This window comes from Idiomarina aquatica, assembly GCF_004362895.1.
Lineage (GTDB): Bacteria > Pseudomonadota > Gammaproteobacteria > Enterobacterales > Alteromonadaceae > Idiomarina.
Window position 1 is genome coordinate 1 of record NZ_SNXI01000031.1, and the last position, 16,671, is coordinate 16,671.

The window sequence follows — 16,671 nt, forward strand, 5'->3', positions numbered from 1 at the left end:
TTGCTCCAATCGCAATGGACGAAGGTTTGCGTTTCGCAATCCGTGAAGGTGGTCGTACTGTAGGTGCAGGTGTTGTATCTAAGATCATCGACTAAGACGTATCTTGCGCCGAAGGCGCAAGCTACAGCTAGTCAAAAACCCGGCTTCGGCCGGGTTTTTTCGTTAGGCCCACGCTTGCGCTTCGCGCTGGCTTAAGTATTATGGGTGCGTCTTTGCAATTCATTGATGTACCGTGAAACGACTTATATTAACAGCAACATTATTTCTTTCGGCGCTATCAGGAGCTGCCGCTGCGCAGCAGCCGGTGTACGTTGCTGCTTATGATTTCCCTCCATTTTTCTCAGACACGCTAGAGACTGACGTAACTACTGAGTTAGTAGACTTATTAAATACGTCCCAAAGTAGCTACGAGTTTGTTATTCAGGCTATTCCGCCCAATGGCCGTTATCAGGCTCTTTCCGAAAATGGTTGTTGCGATGTGATCCTATTCGAATCTCCCATATGGGGTTGGCAAGAGCGTGCGCTTGATATCGCTTCTACTTTGCCGTTACTCAAAGGTAGAGAGAGATTGGTCACCAAAAAGGTTGCTGGCCGTACCCAGGCCTTTTTTGACAACTTAAAAGGTAAAACACTAGGTGGTGTTCGCGGCTATCATTATCTTATGGCGGGCGAAATATTGGACTCGGCGGAGGTTGCAGAGCGCTACGATATCTATTTGGCTGACTCGCGCATTACTAATGTGCGTATGTTGTTGGGAGGCCGTATTGATGCCGCGGTGTTAAACGACGAACTACTAAGTGCCTTGCGCAATGCATCGGTAAATTACCTCGATCAGTTATTCGTATCTGAGCAGATCGAATACGAGTACGAGATGAGCGTCTTAATCGCGCCTAACAAAAATATTAGTCGGGACGAGATGCAGCGGTTATTAAGGGATTTGGCCAGAGATGGGCGTCTTGATACGTTATTTGCCCGCTTTAATTTACAACGATTCCAAATTTACCGACGTTAGCTAGTAAACACTCAGGCCGAGACGGTTAGCTAGTTCGCGCACCATAAACATACCACGCGCGCTGTTACCATAATCATTCAGGCGTGGGCTCCACGCTGATATCACGCCGAAGTCGGGTACTATCGCAACAATACCGCCGCCCACGCCGCTTTTGGCAGGAACACCAACGGTAAAGGCAAACTCACCACTTTGGTCGTACATACCACTGGTCGATAACAGTGCGTTAATACGCTGCGAGTCGCGCTTAGACATGATTTCTTTTTTTGAGAAAGGACAAACACCGTCGTTTGCCAAAAAAGTGAACGAGCGGGCGAGGTTCTCGCCAGTCATGGTTATCGCACACTGCCAAAAATAATGATCCAGTAACTCATCGACATCAGACTCGATGTTATCGAAACTTTTCATAAGGTGAGCCAGTGCTGCATTGCGGTGCCCGTGTTCCTTTTCTGACAGGTGGACATCGTGATCCGCATAGATCTTGTCGTTACCGCATAAGCTACGAACCAGACTCAAAACAGCGTTTTTACTGGCCGAGTAATGGCTGACCAACACATCGCTGACGAGGATCGCCCCGGCATTGATCATTGGATTACGCGGAATACCCTGTTCCCATTCCAGCTGTACAATAGAGTTGAAGGCCTGACCAGACGGCTCCATTTTAACTCGTTGCCAGAGGTCGTCCCCGAGTCGCTCCATCGCCAACATTAGGCCAAAAATCTTAGACACGGACTGAATCGAGAAGTGTTCTTTGGTATCACCGACATTAAATACTTCGCCGTCCAGCGTTGCCAGTGTTAAAGCGCAGTAGTCAGGGTTAACTTCAGCAAGCGCCGGGATATAGTCAGCGACCTTACCCGACGTTATCGTCATGGCCTCGTCATAAATGTCCTGTAACAACCGGTTAAGGTCGTCAGGTGCATGGATGTGTTGACCACCACTGACTAATTCACGCGTCAAGAGGATGCTCCGGATGTGTGAGAGTTACTAAACGGCTGCGCAGGCCGTCAGTTAACGGTATAGACTTTTGCTCTTTAAAGTCAAAATAAACCAAAATAGTTTTGCCTTTCGCACACAGCTCGCCTTTTTGCCAAATCTCTGTCGAGATATCAAATGATGAACCACCCAAGCGGCTAACGTAGGTTTTAACGGTTACATTGCTACCAAAAAATATAGGCCGTGCGTAATCAACTTCAAGCCGCGCGACGATCAAACTTTGTGTTTCTGGTGACATCTCGCCAAAAAACTCAAAAATCGGCAGGCGACCCGTTTCTATCCACATGGGCACTACCGTATTATTAACGTGGCCTAAGGCGTCTGTTTCATAAAAACGTACTTTAAACTGCTCTTCTAACATCGTCGTCCCTGTCAGTTAGGTTTTAGATAACATCGGTTTTAAAAAACGCGCGGTGTGCGAACGTTCTACCTCGCAAATTTGCTCTGGTGTTCCCTGCGCAATGATTTCGCCACCACCTGAGCCACCTTCCGGGCCTAAGTCGATAATCCAGTCGGCGGTTTTAATAACATCCAGGTTGTGTTCGATAACAACCACCGTATTACCGTGGTCACGCAAGCGATGAATCACCGCCAGTAGCTGCTTAATGTCATGAAAGTGCAGGCCGGTAGTTGGCTCGTCTAGTATATACAATGTTTTGCCGGTATCCCGCTTAGACAGCTCACGTGACAACTTGACTCGTTGCGCCTCACCGCCTGACAGTGTTGTCGCCGACTGACCAAGTCGAACGTAAGATAAACCAACATCCATAAGCGTTTGCAGCTTGCGCGCAATAGCAGGGATAGGGTCGAAGAATTCCCGTGCTTCTTCGATGGTCATATCCAGCACTTCGTTAATATTCTTACCCTTATACTGAATATCCAGCGTCTCGCGGTTGTAGCGTTTGCCCTTACAAATATCACAAGGCACGTAAACATCCGGTAAAAAGTGCATCTCGACCTTGATAACGCCATCGCCCTGACAGGCTTCGCAGCGCCCGCCGCGCACGTTAAAGCTAAAGCGACCGGGTTTGTAACCGCGGGCACGCGCCTCAGGCACGCCGGCAAATAATTCACGGATTGGTGTGAAAATACCGGTATAGGTCGCCGGATTAGAACGTGGCGTACGGCCGATGGGGCTTTGGTCTATGTCGACTACTTTGTCCAAATACTGTAAACCGTCGACGCTTTGGTAAGGCGCTGGCTCGCCGGTTGTTGCCTTATTTAATTCGTGATGGGCAATATGGAACAGTGTGTCATTTACTAATGTCGACTTGCCTGAACCGGACACGCCGGTAACACAGGTCATGACGCCAATGGGTAGCTCAAAATCAACGCCCTTAAGGTTATTACCGGTGGCATTTTTTATCGTCAATCGACGCTTATCGACTTTAAAGCGCTCAGCAGGCACTTCAATTTCTTTTTTACCTGACAAATAATCGCCGGTAAGTGAGTTCTCACTGGCGATAATGTCGTCAACGTTACCCTGAGCAATGATTTCGCCGCCGTGTACGCCCGCACCCGGACCAATATCGATAACATGATCGGCCTGACGAATCGCATCTTCGTCGTGTTCAACCACAATTACCGTATTCCCAAGGTCGCGCAGATGAGTCAGGGTATTCAGTAAGCGCTCGTTATCGCGTTGGTGCAGGCCAATACTCGGCTCATCCAACACATACATTACACCAACTAACCCTGCACCGATTTGGCTGGCCAGCCGAATACGCTGGGCTTCACCACCTGACAGTGTTTCTGCACTACGGGACAGACTCAGGTAGTTAAGGCCCACGTTAACCAGAAAGCGCAGACGATCGTTAATTTCTTTTAAAATCTTTTCTGCAATTTGTGCCCGCTGACCTTCCAGGCTCAGCGATTGGAAAAATTCCAACGCATCGCCAATGGAGCGCTCGGCAACCTGGGGCAGCGTGGTGTTTTCTACAAAGACGTGGCGAGCTTCCGGACGCAAGCGAGTGCCATGGCAGCTTTTGCATGGCTGCATGGCGATGTATTTGGCTAAGTCTTCGCGAACTGCTTGTGACTCTGTTTCACGGTAGCGGCGCTGCATGTTGGGGATAATTCCCTCGAACGGGTGTTCGCGCACCACCTTGTCACCACGATCATTAACATAGGTGAATTTGATTTGTTCCTGGCCACTACCAAAGAGTATTTTATGCCGCAGCTGTTCGGATAAATCCTGGAACGCCGTTGCCAGCTTAAAATCGTAATGTTTGGCTAACGACTGCAGCATTTGATAGTAGTAGAAGTTACGTTTGTCCCAACCACGGATCGCGCCGCCCGATAGCGATAGCTCCGCATTGGTAATAACTTTTGCCGGATCAAAAAACTGTTCTACACCTAAACCGTCACAGGTATTACATGCGCCGGCAGGGTTGTTAAACGAGAACAAGCGTGGCTCAAGCTCCTGCATACTAAAACCACAATGTGGGCAGGCGAAGTTAGCCGAAAATACCATCTCGTCGTCATCGCCTTCCATCGGTGCGACTAATGCGGTACCGCCGCTTAATTCCAGCGCGGTCTCGAATGACTCCGCCAGGCGTTGTTCCAGGCCTTCACGTACTTTAAAGCGGTCAACAACCACTTCTATGGTGTGCTTTTTCTGCAGCTCTAACGGCGGCGGATCGCTTAAGTCGCAAATTTCACCATCGATACGGGCGCGAATGAACCCTTGCAACGCGAGGTTCTCCAGTACCTTAATATGTTCGCCCTTACGGTTTTGGATAATTGGTGCCAGCAGCATAAGTTTGGCACCTTCCGGAGCTGACAACACGTTATCCACCATCTGCGACACGGTTTGTGCTGCTAATGGTACGTCGTGAGTAGGGCAACGGGGTTCACCAACCCGGGCAAACAATAGTCGCAGGTAGTCGTAAATCTCGGTAATGGTGCCGACCGTTGAACGGGGATTATGTGACGTCGACTTTTGTTCAATCGAGATCGCAGGTGATAACCCTTCAATTGAGTCGACATCGGGCTTTTCCATTAGTGACAGAAACTGCCGCGCATATGCTGACAACGACTCAACATACCGGCGTTGACCTTCAGCGTACAAGGTATCAAATGCCAGCGACGACTTACCCGAACCGGACAAACCAGTGATCACAACCAGCTTGTCGCGTGGAATAGAAAGGTTAAAGTTCTTTAAATTGTGCGTTCTTGCTCCGCGTACTTCTATACTATCCATTCATCGCTTCCTGTTGGCTTTCTGACATCATTATCGCACACCCGACCGCTTCTGGTACAATGTCATCATTGAAGAATTTAGTAACTGTGGTTCATGTCACAACAAACACTTAATCATACCGAAAAAAGAGCGGCGCTGGCGCTGGCATCAGTCTTTGGAATACGGATGCTGGGGCTGTTTTTGATCATGCCGGTGCTGGCGATCTACGCGCGCGAATACCCGGATTACAGTGCGGCACTTATGGGCTTTACGTTGGGGGCCTACGGGTTAACCCAGGCGCTATTGCAAATTCCAATGGGCATGTTGTCTGATCGCATCGGGCGCCGTCCGGTTATCGTTTTGGGCTTGTTGGTGTTTATTATTGGTAGCGTGGTAGCTGCTATGGCAGACACACTGGTGGGTATAGCGATTGGTCGGGCAGTTCAGGGGCTGGGCGCAGTAGCTGCGGCAATTCTGGCATTAGCGGCAGATATATCGCGTGACCAACAGCGCACTAAGGTCATGGCGGTTATTGGCATGTGTATCGGACTTGCCTTTGCAACGGCAATGGTGGCAGGGCCGCTGTTAGGCGGCGCGTTGGGTTTATCCGGATTGTTTTGGTTTACCGCCGGTACCGGCGTGATGGGTATTGTGATTTTATTGCTCAGCGTACCTAAGGCGCAGACGCAAAGTGCAAGGCGTGACGCACTGCCGGTCGCGTCGGAACTAAAATCATTGCTAAAACATACGCAGCTATGGCAACTCAATATCGGGGTCTTTGTATTGCATGCAGTGCTTACGGCGTGGTTTATCACCTTACCCACGCAGCTGGAAAGTGCCGGTTTTGCGACCTCGACTCATGCCTGGTTTTATTTGCCGGCTATCGTGCTGTCTATTGCCGTAATGGTGCCGATGATTATTCGCAGCTCACGCACAGATAACCAAGTGTTCTGGTTTCGGATAGCATTAATTATGCTATGCAGCGGCGTATTTGTTGGCGATGTCTTTGGCCACTCGGGTCTGAGTTTAGCGGTGGCACTACTGATATTTTTTGCCGGTTTTAATTATCTCGAGGCCTCGCTGCCGTCACTGTTAACGCGTGTCGCGCCGGCTGGTAGTAAAGGCAGTGCCAGTGGTATTTACGCAACCTGTCAGTTTTTGGGGGCTTTTGTTGGCGGTAGTGTTGGTGGCTGGGTCTTACAGTATTATCAGTCGCTGGGGTTAGGTATCTTTTCGCTGGCACTACTAGGCTTGTGGCTGTTTTCGACGTTATGGATGGCCAATCCTAAGCCGGTAACCAATGTCACGATTAATCTGCAGGCGGTTAACGGTAGCCAGCGAAATGGCCTTAATCAGGCGCTTGCCGAGGTTACTGGTGTCGAGGAAGTACGTTACGCGCCGGATGACGAAATTAGTTATTTAAAAGTCGATAAAAAGCAGTATGATGAGAAGACCGTGCAAGGTCTCTTGCAGCAGTATCAAACAACAAACTAAATTATAATTTTCAATACGTTACGGAATTAAACAGGAGTGCAACATGGCCAGTCGCGGTGTCAATAAAGTAATACTTATCGGTAACTTAGGTGCCGATCCGGAAATTCGTTATACCCAGAATAGTACCGCTATTGCCAACTTATCCATTGCAACCAGCGAAAGCTGGAAAGACAAGCAAACCGGCGAACCGCGTGAACAGACCGAATGGCACCGTTGTGTCGCCTATCGACGCCTGGCTGAAATTGCTGGTGAATACCTTAAAAAGGGCTCTAAAGTCTACGTCGAAGGCCGCTTGCAGACGCGTAAATGGCAAGGTCAGGACGGGCAAGACCGTTATACCACTGAAATCGTCATCAACGAAATGCAAATGCTGGATTCGCGTGGCGGCGGTGGCATGGGCCAAAACCAAAATCAAAACATGGGCCAGCCGATGAACCAGGGTGGCAACCAAGGCTTTAACCAGGGCTACCAACAGCCAGCGCAGCAGAACCAGCAACCGCAGCAGCCTCAACAAGGTAACCCGAATACCAGCGGTGGTCAGCCGAGTCCGCAGCAGCGCCCTCAACAACAGCCTCAGCAGCCGGCGCCGTTTGATCCCAGCTCGTCAGATTTTGACGATGATATACCCTTCTAGTTCGCCAACCTTTGAAGTGTAAAGCTATTTATTAATAAAGCTCTGTGTCTACAGGGCTTTTTTTAATTATGGTTGTAAATTTCAATTGACGTGGAAATTTTTCTAACCTATAAATGTACCAAATCAATAGTGTAAAGATTGGTGCAGCATGCAGATCCGGAAAGTGAGAAAGGATGGTGTCAACGAAACTGGCTGTCTGGTGATCGACAGCGAAGGCGTCCCGATCGACAAAATATGTCGATACACACTCGTTGAGTTAAGTGGTCATGCCGACAGCACTCAAGAAAATATTACTCGCCACATTATACATATTGAAACTTGGGCAGCTCAGCTAGGTATCGATCTGGAGACTGAAGTCTCCCTAAGTGGACTAAATGGGGGGGAATTATTTACTTCCTTACTTCGTCACCTTGAACGTTATTCAGAAAAGCAAAGCGTGGTAACGCCCATTGTTCCAAAAGTTGTCGACCCCGAATATTTCAACCAGCGAATTGATGCCTGCGTCAACTATTTTGACTTTTTGAGTGGTCGCGCCATTGGGAAACGTCGTGCTGGCGATCCGATGATTCGAAACATTGAGGTGCTATCTAGGAGGGTGAGAAGTCGCCTGAAACGACGAAAACGAAGAGTCTCAGCTTCATCCGATGTTCAAGGTTTATCGCCATTAATGCAAGCAACTCTTTATAAAGGACTTTCAAACCCACAATATTTTGGCTGGACTAGCCGGACTGCTTTACGCAACAAACTGATTATTAGACTCCTTTATGAGACTGGAATTCGCAAGGGTGAATTATTATCACTTACTATTGAAAACTGTCGAACGTCTAAACTCGCTCCTGGGGAAAGACCCTATATTAGGACAATGGAGAACGTAAAGTATGAGGACCCCCGCACTGATATTCCTCATGAAAAGACTCGCGGCAGGATAATTCCTATATCAAATGATTTGGCAGAACTAATTGAAGAGTACAAGGTTATTCGCAGCCAACCTCAAGCTGCAAGAAAGCAAAAACCATTTTTAATATTGGCTAGCAAGTTTCCATACCTCCCACTTTCGACATCAGCTCTGAATGGAATTTTTGAGACTATTAAGAAGCGAATTCCGGGACTAGAAAAGTTTGGGCCTCACCGTCTCCGCCATACGTTCTTCGAAAATCTTGACCGCATGATGTACCGAGAGGGCTACAGTGATACTCAAAAAAAGAAGATCAAGAATACTATTGGCGGATGGACTCCAACTTCAAACATGAGCGACCAGTACGAAAAATTAGCCACTATGGAGCAATGCGTTGAAACGCTAAGCAAATACCATGAAGAGCTTGAAGCCAGTGAAACTGCAATAATGACGTCACCGATGTGATATTTAGCGAAGGAAGCGCCTTATGATGAACCTCAATGTAACTGTTAGCGAAGCCAAGCTGTTAAAGGCCTCTTTTGAGTCTATCGATGAAGAGATCGTCTATGACCCATACCCGATCACTGAGACCGGTCAGCGATTAGACCTTACTCTGAATAAGTGTCAGCTCATACCGGAACGGCGTCTTTTAAACTTCGAACATATCGACCCGTATCTGCGAGAGCACTTTAAAGCCTGGATTTCCTATGCTTGCAAGAAATATTCTAACGAAAGCCTTTATGTCCAGCACCAGTTGATGAAACGTTTTAAGTTTAATGAAAATTCCAGTCAGGAAGCTGTGTCGGAGAGTTTAGAAAATCAGGTGCGACAAATAATGGAGAGCGACATCGGTAGCAGTAGTAAGTCAGCTATAAGGCTGATATACGGCTGGTGTGTAGAAGAACAGCTTCCATTTTTTGATGAAGATTTTTTCGATCTTTATTTGGATACATTGAAATTTGGTACGGATGAAGGCAAAGGCAAAGATGTCCTTATGGAGATGGCGAATAGAGGTCCGCTAACCATAAGTGAGCAGAGAGTATTTAAAGATGCAATGGGTAACGTAGTTCCAGAACAGCTTTCAATTATTGAACTGCAAGGAATGGTTGGTTTGAAAATTGGCCAGGTATTAGGAGCTCGTGATGTTCAAGTTATAAAAATTCAATTCAAGCATGTGGGCGTATCTGACGACGGAAAGCCTTACTTGCTGCTGCCTCGTGCTAAGCAGCGCGGCCACAAGAATAATAACAAGTACAAAAAACGCCCCATCACTCACTCCTTGAGCAATTTAATTTCAGTCCTGAAAAGCCTTTACGAAGAAGCTTCCGGCAAGAAAAGAACCGAGGATGATTTCTTGCTTTGCACTTTGACTCCAAGAAATAGGATTCCCACTAAGACCAGAGTGACAAGTTTGATTTACATGGAACGAAGGCGGAAATTTGAGATCGCGCTAGGCCTCAAATTTAAGGTGACAAATCGCCGTTTGAGAAAGACATTCTGTACCCAACTGATAGCGAAAGGAACTCCGCTCAAAGTCGTAGCTGAGCTTATGGATCACAGTGACCTACAGCAGTTAGAAGTCTACTACCGTCACACCCATCATATCGCCCGGAAGCTCAATGACGTACTTCGATCGGAAGCTTCGGATTTGTTGGATGCATTTGAAGGGAAAGTTGTCGCTCCCGAAGATGCGTCGCAGGCAGGGCAACAGATTTTCGCCCCGTCTTCAGATCAGAAACTGCATTTAATTGGAAGCTGTGGTAGCGCGACCCCTTGCTCTTTAAACCCGCCGCTAAGTTGTTACGGTTGCTCTTCCTTGGAGGCATTTGAAGATGCAGATCATAAAGGTGTCGTAGATCACCTTGTTCAAGAAACCAATACCTTGTTTGGTGAAAGTCACGCAGTGGAGATTTTACAGCATAAAGACTTTTTAGCGGCAACCAAATTCGTTCAGATGCTGGAAAGGGGTGAAATATGACGAGTGCTGTTGCTTTACTTCCAAGGTTAGGAGATGACACTAATGCTAACCTTGCCAATCTCGTGGCTTTTCACCAGAAAAACTCCCCTTTCAAAGCTAAAGAAGGTTGGGATTGGAGCCAGGTGTACTGGGATGTCAAAGGGATATGTAAAACGCAGGCGAGGAAGGCGGGGTACGAGCTCTATCTCTATTTCAACAGAGACAATAAGAAGGGAGCCAACGTCAAAACTCCTCGCTCAGAGATGGTTGCATTTCATCACTCCGGGCTGGCTGACGTGGCTAAATGCCACGTATCGTCCTTGCAGATTGAAGCAAGTAAGGATGTTGGAACATTACAGATCGTCGTAAATGCCTATCGTTATCTGGATAATGTATTAGCAGCCTCGAACAAGAGCATTTCGGAGCTAACAGTCCACGAGTTTAAATTAGCAGAGCGTGAGGCTAGAGAACGCCTTGCAGATTCAACCTTTTATCGCATCGGTCAGAAGCTAGAGGCTATTAGTAAATTCATAAATCAGAAAGGTTTGGTGAAGCATAAAATTACCTTTCGCAAAATCGCGAAGCGTGGGGAAACTCACACGAACAGTGATTCAAGAATTGACCAGGCATCTATTGATGAAAGAGCAAAAAAGTTACCGCAAAAGGAAAGCTTGATTGCTGTGGCCACTTTATCTAATGCCGATTTAAAGGGAGACGACGCACTTTTCCAAGCCATGACTGAGATCATGTTTGCAACTGGCCTTAGATTTGATGAAGTAGTAACTCTTGATAAGGACTGCCTTTCTGAAAAGGAGCTGGAAGAACGCAATGTTTTAACTGGTAGGCAAGAGATATTTAAAGTTCATGAGATTCGTTACAAAGCTAAAAAAGGTGGCGGGTATCGCTCAAAAACGATACCCGAAAGCTTATTGCCAATCCTCAAAAAGGGATTAAACACTGCGCTAGAGGAATTAGCGCCAGTGAGGAAAACCATTCGAGAGCTTCGTAGCGAGACATGCGATTTCTTCCCGTTATTACCAGCAGATGATGCAATGGAAGTTGCTGAGGCTTTCCGCATATTGGAGTGGTCAAGCAGATCCAACTTAATTACGTACCTAAAGAAATGGAATGTTAAGGTAACCAAGCAAGAAAAGAAGAAACCCAAAAAGGGAACTCCTGAAATAAAGAGACATGCATTACATTTCCAGCCTTCAGAGCTAAAAAAGAACACCGCAACACTTGCCCGTGAGTCAGTCGCGGCGTTCTGGGAAACAATTAAGCAATATACTCCGGCAGAGCGGATTGAGGACATGCTCTTTATTACTCAGCATCAACGCCATCATAGTTTAAAGGCAACTGAATTCTGGAAATTCACGCTTATCACTCACACCCAATTAGCCGACTACCTTTCAGGTCGTCCAGAACTATCTGTGCCAAGCGTCTTTGAAAGGTATAACCTAATGTATGATGAAAAGCCTGTCCGGTTGACATCTCATCAATTTAGGCATTTCCTGAGCACTATGCTGGAGCTGTGCGAGACCATATCTGACATTGAGGTAGCCCGATATTTTGGTCGTAAATACATTGGTGATAACGAGACCTACGACCACACGAATAAAGAGCAGACAGTGATGAATCATGCCGATGCAATTATTGCATCGACAGGAATTTCAGCGGAACAACAAAAGGAAGCGACCATTCTTTTCACACTGGTTGATCGAGATGAAGCCTTAGAAACCATCGGGGACTTAACGACTACGCTGACAACTTCTATCGGGCTCTGTAAGCATGACTTCAATGACTCTCCGTGCGGTAAGCACTACGCCTGCTTGAGAGGGTGCTCTGAATATAATCGAACGAAAGGCAACCCTTCCGAAATTAAGGAAATAGCTCGAATTCGTGATCAACAACGCCAACATGTGCTTGCCGCAGAGAATGCTGTAGCCGAGGAATATCACGGTGCCAATAACTGGCTAATATCACATAAGGAACTGTTGCAGGGCTGTGAAAAAGCTTTGGCTATCGAGCAGGATGAAAGCATCGCACCAGGCGAAAAGGTTCAAATCTTCCCTGATGGTACTAACGAGTGTAAAGCGATATGAGTACGAAACAAGCACGGATAACTCAAGATCGGGAAAAGGAGATATGCGATCTTATCGTCCTTCTGGCATCCCGTTCGAAAAACGGCAAGGTAACTTGGGGCAAACTGGAGGAAGTTACTGGCTTCACGCGCCAAGCATTATCTGCAAGGGACGCAATTGCAGAGGCTTATAAGGAAGTTAATAGTACGACGAAGACGAAAGTTACATCTGAAAAGCGCGTGGAAGAACTAGAGGCGAAACTCACTAAGATCCAGGCTGAATGTTCGCGATTGAAAAAGACCTTGCAAGAGTACGATCAAAAATACGTCCGATGGATGTACAACGCAACTAATGCCAACCTGACGGTCGAGCAACTTAATAGCCCGGTACCACACTCAATGAAGACTGAAAGTCGTAGAAGGAAACTTAAATGACCGGCAGTTTCGATGTTGAGGTTGAACTAGCGGACTTCGATCTGGATAACATGCACCCCTCTGGAAAGGCCAACTTAGTAAAAGTTGCTGAGTTTATGGGGACACTCGATGAGGAGTCCTGGCTGGATTACATTGAAAACGGGTCGATCGACTTAGTTGCAGTCTCCAGAGAGCTGGAGATAGCTCGCTCCAGCCTATATCAAAACAAGCACATAAAGCGTTACGTTCTTGGCAAAGCGGAACAGTTGCATCAGCGGAAAATCATCTTGGAACTTCCATATCAAATCAGGGATAAGTCTGGAACTCCAAATGATCTTCAGACTAGCCGCTATACCTCTACAGACAAAGAAATTAAGGAAAAAAATTTAGAAATCAGAAATCTGCAACTCAAGGTAGCTGAGTTAACGGCTACTGTTGATGGACTTAAGGCGGAGTTGAAAGACGCTAAGGTTACGCTTCGTCAGGCTGACATCAGAGAAAACCATTTAGCCCAATTTGGACGCTATCCCCGATGACAGGCACATTCACTTCACCTGTGACATTACGGGTTACCCGAAATGCTTATCATAGCCACGGAGGTGCAGTTTTTATGGGGGTGGAAGTAGATCAGTATACCCTCCGTAAAGTAAATCGACTTCAGCACTACGTCGTAAGGGTAGAAGAGCCCGACCAAACTGCTTTGGTTTCGACGATTGCACGCGGAATGCTTCTCGATATTACCCCTAAAACTAAGCTCGTGAAGCAACTGCAACTCAAGCATGAGCGATTAATTGTTACAACTAATCAAATTGAAATACTGCGCCCCAAGGGACACATGATTGTCGAACTCCTAGGGGGCAGTACACGATTTAAGGGAATTGGGCCGGTCAAAGCTCAAAAACTTTGGCAGTTCTATGGTGAGAGACTCTATGACTTACTGAGTGACGGAGATGTAAAGGCGTTAGAGCAGCAGTTGACCCCTGAAGTCGCTCAAAGAGCAGTTGAAGCTTGGCGCACCTATGTCAATGTTGATGCGATGCGTTATTGCAATTACACATTGGGACTTAAAGTATCGACTTCCCTGCGCGTTTCTGAGTTTTACCAGAGCGAAACAATTCATAAACTTAAGGAAGATCCATACAGACTCCTTGCCTTTGGAATACCCTTTTCTCAATGTGATGAGCTGGCTTTCCAGTTGAGCCACGCTATCGATGCCGACGTAAGGCTATCTGCTGCAATCGAGGAGGCGTTATATCAAGTTCTGGCTGGTGGTAGCGCTGTTGCAAGCCATTTTGAGCTCACAGAGCCTCTCAGGAGCTTACTGAAAAATAGTGGCAATGACTCGTGCACGACAGATGAACTCGTCACCAAAGCACTGGAGCGCAACCGAGACTGTGAAAATTACGTGCTTTTGGAGGACAATCGTTACCAAAGTAATGGCGCTTACCTTATGGAGTCGTTTGTAGCGACCCGTTTGGCCAAGCTTATTAAGGCTCCTGTCCAGCTCTCTACAACAGAAGAAAGCCTTTCAGAAATTATTTATGACTATGAACTAGAAAAGGGCTTTCGGTTGACAGCTTTGCAACGGGAGGCCGTTATGCAAGCCTATCAACACCGATTTTTCATTATCAATGGCGGAGCAGGGGTTGGAAAAACAACGGTATTGGACGTGCTGTATCGTATATTCCAGAGTATGAGCATCATACCCATCCAACTCGCCTTGGCCGGCAAAGCTGCTAAGCGCATGACTGAGGCGACCGGATATGAGTCTTTTACCATCGCTAGGTTTACTCGTGTCTTCGACTCAAAAAAATACGAAGGTATGGAGTTGGTAATCGTTGTTGACGAGTCTTCGATGGTAGATCTGCCAAGTATGTATCGATTGTTGAAATCAATACCTAGCCGAGCAAGAATTATTATGCTTGGTGATACTGGCCAACTGCCACCGGTGGATTTTGGCTTAGTATTTCATGAGTTAATTGACTTAGATTTTGTGCCAAAAGTTACACTTACCGAAGTCAGACGCCAAGGCAAAAACTCCAACATACCCAGAGTCGCACAAAGTGTGAGATGCGGGCAAATGCCTGATCTTACACACCACGATGTACAGCATGTCAGGCTCAACGGCTTCACCGCGATTAAGAAGCTTGCAGCTCAGCTTTACCAAGAAGCCGATGACACTGCGCAAGTCATCTGCCCTACGAATAAAATGGCTGATGGCGTGAACCAACTTTGTGCATCCGCGAATAACAACCCGCAGGTTCGAATATTCATAGAGGAATTTGATCGATATATGGATACGGATTTCCGGGTCGATGACAAAGTGATGTGCTGTAAAAACCTCTATGACATGAACATTATGAACGGGTCAGTAGGCAAGATCGTGGCGGCATACAAGATTATGAAGATGTTGCCGGTGAACGATGCTGAAGACTCTCCAGAGTACGCCAGTTTTGGTCGCATCTTATGGGATGATGGGATCGAAAGAGAAATTTCCGTTGAGGTCATTGATGCGTTGAAGTTGGCCTATGCAATAACAATTCACAAAAGTCAGGGATCCCAGTTTGGCGATGTAATAGTGCCGTTAGACTTTGCTCCGAATTTAGATCGAACCATGTTCTATACCGCACTAACAAGAGCTGAAAAGTCTCTAACCATCTTAGGCAACACCGGGGTTTTAGCTAAAGCTTTAGCTGAAGACTTTTCGAGAAATCGGAACGTGGATCTTTCCAGAAAGCTTAAAATCGCCATCCAGCACGTACACTAGGCACTTCGTTTTGGTTTTTAGGGCAGCTTATTCTGGAACACTGGACATTAGACTGGGCTATTCTAGTGGTATGGTGTCTAATTACTCAGATGGGGGTTGTGGAGTTGCGTGAATACATCCCGTTACCAGCGGGTCAAACTATTTGGGAAAAGCTAGAACTTCCCAGCGATGACGCTAAGCTGCGCGAACTTGTAACCAATGGGCTCCCGGTAAAAGTGCTTTATAGAATGGTGTCCCTAATGGGGGTAAGTCAGGCAAGCATGCTCGAAGCTCTGAGTATAGCTCCAAGCACTTTTCTGCGGCGCAAGAAAGATGGTCACTTCAAAATGAAAGAAAGTGACCGACTGTATACACTCATCCAGGTACTTGCCCGCGTGACCGATTTATTTGAGGGCGATCGCAACGCAGCAGTCGAGTGGATGACTAAAAAAGTCCCTGGGCTTGGCCATGCACGTCCTATTGACATGTTATGCAGTCACGTCGAAGCTGTGGCTGTGCTGGACTTGGTCACTCGCCTAGAATATGGAGTCTACTCATAAGGGTATGGGTTTATCGTTTAAGCAAAATAAAATACCTGAACAGTTCATTAGGTTCCGAATAATGTGGTTCGTTATGTCCCATCATCTATATAAAGTCACCATGAAAGTTTCCTCAAACCCCCGTAGAGCTGTTTGACTGTTTTAGCCTTCCTCAAATAATAATTAATTACACTGGAAGTCAGAGGTGAATGCTTTGTCATATTGCAATTTTTTTTCCTCAAGGATCACATCTTCTCTTTAGAATGAAGAAGTCTGGCTGCGATTTCGCTTTATGTTTTCAAGTTCATCGTTAAGATGACGTAGCTGCTCATTAATCTCCTGAATGCGTGAGCCTGCACGATTAAAGGTCCAAATCCAGGTGGAGCGGGCTACTTTAAGTTCACGGATCTGATTGCTTATAAATTGATGGTTCATTAATCTTCCCTCCTTGAAAATTAGAGCTTTTAGTATACATAGACAGTGAGATTCGGGAAGTTCTATTATTGTACGATATGACGTAATTTAAAGACGATTGATAAGGCGATGCCAAAATTTACTACGACTTCGGTAAGTCGTGACTTCGATTGGATTAGAGGAAGATTAAATGGTAGAGGGTGAACCGATGAATAACTGACCTCTCCCCCAAAAATAGGACCATGAAATCGATGAGATTTCCATTAAAATGGGTCAAGTGGAGATCTCGATATGAAAAAACGTTACAGCGAA

At 46.6% G+C, this 16,671-nt stretch carries 15 protein-coding genes; 11 read left to right on the forward strand and 4 right to left on the reverse strand.

All coding sequences use genetic code 11. The annotated features are described in order from the left end of the window. Together DEU29_RS13320 and DEU29_RS13325 are read left to right on the forward strand one after the other, a co-directional pair. Positions 1 to 95, forward strand: a 95-nt coding sequence (locus tag DEU29_RS13320) for a hypothetical protein (protein WP_208107651.1), incomplete at its 5' end; no start/stop codon positions are given. A gap of 137 nt (positions 96 to 232) precedes the next feature. Further along, positions 233 to 1,012, forward strand: coding sequence for a substrate-binding periplasmic protein (locus tag DEU29_RS13325; RefSeq protein WP_243734618.1), 780 nt, complete (start codon positions 233 to 235; stop codon positions 1,010 to 1,012). On the opposite strand, the gene glsA is transcribed toward DEU29_RS13325, so the two are convergent. The 3 genes from glsA to uvrA are packed head-to-tail and all read right to left on the reverse strand — an operon-like array spanning position 1,013 to position 5,207. After that, positions 1,013 to 1,969: a glutaminase A gene (glsA, locus tag DEU29_RS13330; protein ID WP_133540829.1), complete on the reverse strand. Its 957-nt coding sequence runs from the start codon at positions 1,967 to 1,969 to the stop codon at positions 1,013 to 1,015. Beyond that, positions 1,959 to 2,366 carry an acyl-CoA thioesterase gene (locus DEU29_RS13335; protein WP_133540831.1) on the reverse strand — a complete coding sequence of 136 codons (408 nt, stop codon included), beginning with the start codon at positions 2,364 to 2,366 and terminating at the stop codon, positions 1,959 to 1,961. The genes glsA and DEU29_RS13335 overlap by 11 nt, the downstream gene beginning before the upstream one ends. Positions 2,367 to 2,381: 15 nt before the next feature. Continuing rightward, positions 2,382 to 5,207: an excinuclease ABC subunit UvrA gene (uvrA, locus tag DEU29_RS13340; RefSeq protein ID WP_133540833.1), complete on the reverse strand. Its 2,826-nt coding sequence runs from the start codon at positions 5,205 to 5,207 to the stop codon at positions 2,382 to 2,384. A 93-nt stretch (positions 5,208 to 5,300) separates the two neighbouring features. Here uvrA and DEU29_RS13345 point away from each other — a divergent pair, with 93 nt between their 5' ends. The 9 genes from DEU29_RS13345 (at position 5,301) to parS (ending at position 15,966) form a co-directional block, all read left to right on the forward strand. Continuing rightward, the gene (locus tag DEU29_RS13345; RefSeq protein WP_133540836.1) at positions 5,301 to 6,680 is read left to right on the forward strand and encodes an MFS transporter; all 1,380 of its coding nucleotides are present in this window, start codon (positions 5,301 to 5,303) and stop codon (positions 6,678 to 6,680) included. Positions 6,681 to 6,723: 43 nt separating this feature from the next. Next, complete coding sequence (gene ssb / locus DEU29_RS13350; protein WP_133540838.1) at positions 6,724 to 7,314, forward strand: single-stranded DNA-binding protein; 591 nt, start codon at positions 6,724 to 6,726, stop codon at positions 7,312 to 7,314. A gap of 148 nt (positions 7,315 to 7,462) precedes the next feature. Further along, the gene (locus DEU29_RS13355; protein WP_133540840.1) at positions 7,463 to 8,674 is read left to right on the forward strand and encodes a tyrosine-type recombinase/integrase; all 1,212 of its coding nucleotides are present in this window, start codon (positions 7,463 to 7,465) and stop codon (positions 8,672 to 8,674) included. A 22-nt stretch (positions 8,675 to 8,696) separates the two neighbouring features. Then, entirely contained in the window at positions 8,697 to 10,187 is a 1,491-nt protein-coding gene (locus DEU29_RS13360) for a site-specific integrase (RefSeq protein ID WP_208107650.1), read from the forward strand. Beyond that, positions 10,184 to 12,268, forward strand: a complete 2,085-nt coding sequence (locus DEU29_RS13365) for an integrase (protein ID WP_133540842.1) — start codon at positions 10,184 to 10,186, stop codon at positions 12,266 to 12,268. The genes DEU29_RS13360 and DEU29_RS13365 overlap by 4 nt, the downstream gene beginning before the upstream one ends. Next, complete coding sequence (locus tag DEU29_RS13370; RefSeq protein ID WP_133540844.1) at positions 12,265 to 12,681, forward strand: hypothetical protein; 417 nt, start codon at positions 12,265 to 12,267, stop codon at positions 12,679 to 12,681. Before DEU29_RS13365 ends, DEU29_RS13370 begins: the two co-directional genes overlap by 4 nt. Continuing rightward, positions 12,678 to 13,196: a hypothetical protein gene (locus tag DEU29_RS13375; RefSeq protein ID WP_133540846.1), complete on the forward strand. Its 519-nt coding sequence runs from the start codon at positions 12,678 to 12,680 to the stop codon at positions 13,194 to 13,196. The genes DEU29_RS13370 and DEU29_RS13375 overlap by 4 nt, the downstream gene beginning before the upstream one ends. Before the next feature lie 74 nt (positions 13,197 to 13,270). Further along, complete coding sequence (locus DEU29_RS13380; RefSeq protein WP_166635924.1) at positions 13,271 to 15,427, forward strand: AAA family ATPase; 2,157 nt, start codon at positions 13,271 to 13,273, stop codon at positions 15,425 to 15,427. A gap of 89 nt (positions 15,428 to 15,516) precedes the next feature. Further along, positions 15,517 to 15,966, forward strand: coding sequence for a type II RES/Xre toxin-antitoxin system antitoxin (parS, locus tag DEU29_RS13385; RefSeq protein WP_133540850.1), 450 nt, complete (start codon positions 15,517 to 15,519; stop codon positions 15,964 to 15,966). A 237-nt stretch (positions 15,967 to 16,203) separates the two neighbouring features. On the opposite strand, the gene DEU29_RS14030 is transcribed toward parS, so the two are convergent. Next, positions 16,204 to 16,380, reverse strand: a complete 177-nt coding sequence (locus DEU29_RS14030; RefSeq protein ID WP_166635925.1) for a hypothetical protein — start codon at positions 16,378 to 16,380, stop codon at positions 16,204 to 16,206. Positions 16,381 to 16,671 lie beyond the last annotated feature (291 nt).

Bases quoted from the DNA above. Each gene is read 5' to 3' on its own strand.
- parS (WP_133540850.1), top strand. From the start codon at position 15,517: ATGGGGGTTGTGGAGTTGCGTGAATACATCCCGTTACCAGCGGGTCAA.
- DEU29_RS13355 (WP_133540840.1), top strand. From the start codon at position 7,463: ATGCAGATCCGGAAAGTGAGAAAGGATGGTGTCAACGAAACTGGCTGT.
- DEU29_RS13345 (WP_133540836.1), top strand. From the start codon at position 5,301: ATGTCACAACAAACACTTAATCATACCGAAAAAAGAGCGGCGCTGGCG.
- DEU29_RS13360 (WP_208107650.1), top strand. From the start codon at position 8,697: ATGATGAACCTCAATGTAACTGTTAGCGAAGCCAAGCTGTTAAAGGCC.
- DEU29_RS13380 (WP_166635924.1), top strand. From the start codon at position 13,271: ATGGGGGTGGAAGTAGATCAGTATACCCTCCGTAAAGTAAATCGACTT.
- ssb (WP_133540838.1), top strand. From the start codon at position 6,724: ATGGCCAGTCGCGGTGTCAATAAAGTAATACTTATCGGTAACTTAGGT.
- DEU29_RS14030 (WP_166635925.1), bottom strand. From the start codon at position 16,380: ATGAACCATCAATTTATAAGCAATCAGATCCGTGAACTTAAAGTAGCC.
- DEU29_RS13370 (WP_133540844.1), top strand. From the start codon at position 12,265: ATGAGTACGAAACAAGCACGGATAACTCAAGATCGGGAAAAGGAGATA.
- DEU29_RS13365 (WP_133540842.1), top strand. From the start codon at position 10,184: ATGACGAGTGCTGTTGCTTTACTTCCAAGGTTAGGAGATGACACTAAT.
- uvrA (WP_133540833.1), bottom strand. From the start codon at position 5,207: ATGGATAGTATAGAAGTACGCGGAGCAAGAACGCACAATTTAAAGAAC.
- DEU29_RS13335 (WP_133540831.1), bottom strand. From the start codon at position 2,366: ATGTTAGAAGAGCAGTTTAAAGTACGTTTTTATGAAACAGACGCCTTA.
- DEU29_RS13375 (WP_133540846.1), top strand. From the start codon at position 12,678: ATGACCGGCAGTTTCGATGTTGAGGTTGAACTAGCGGACTTCGATCTG.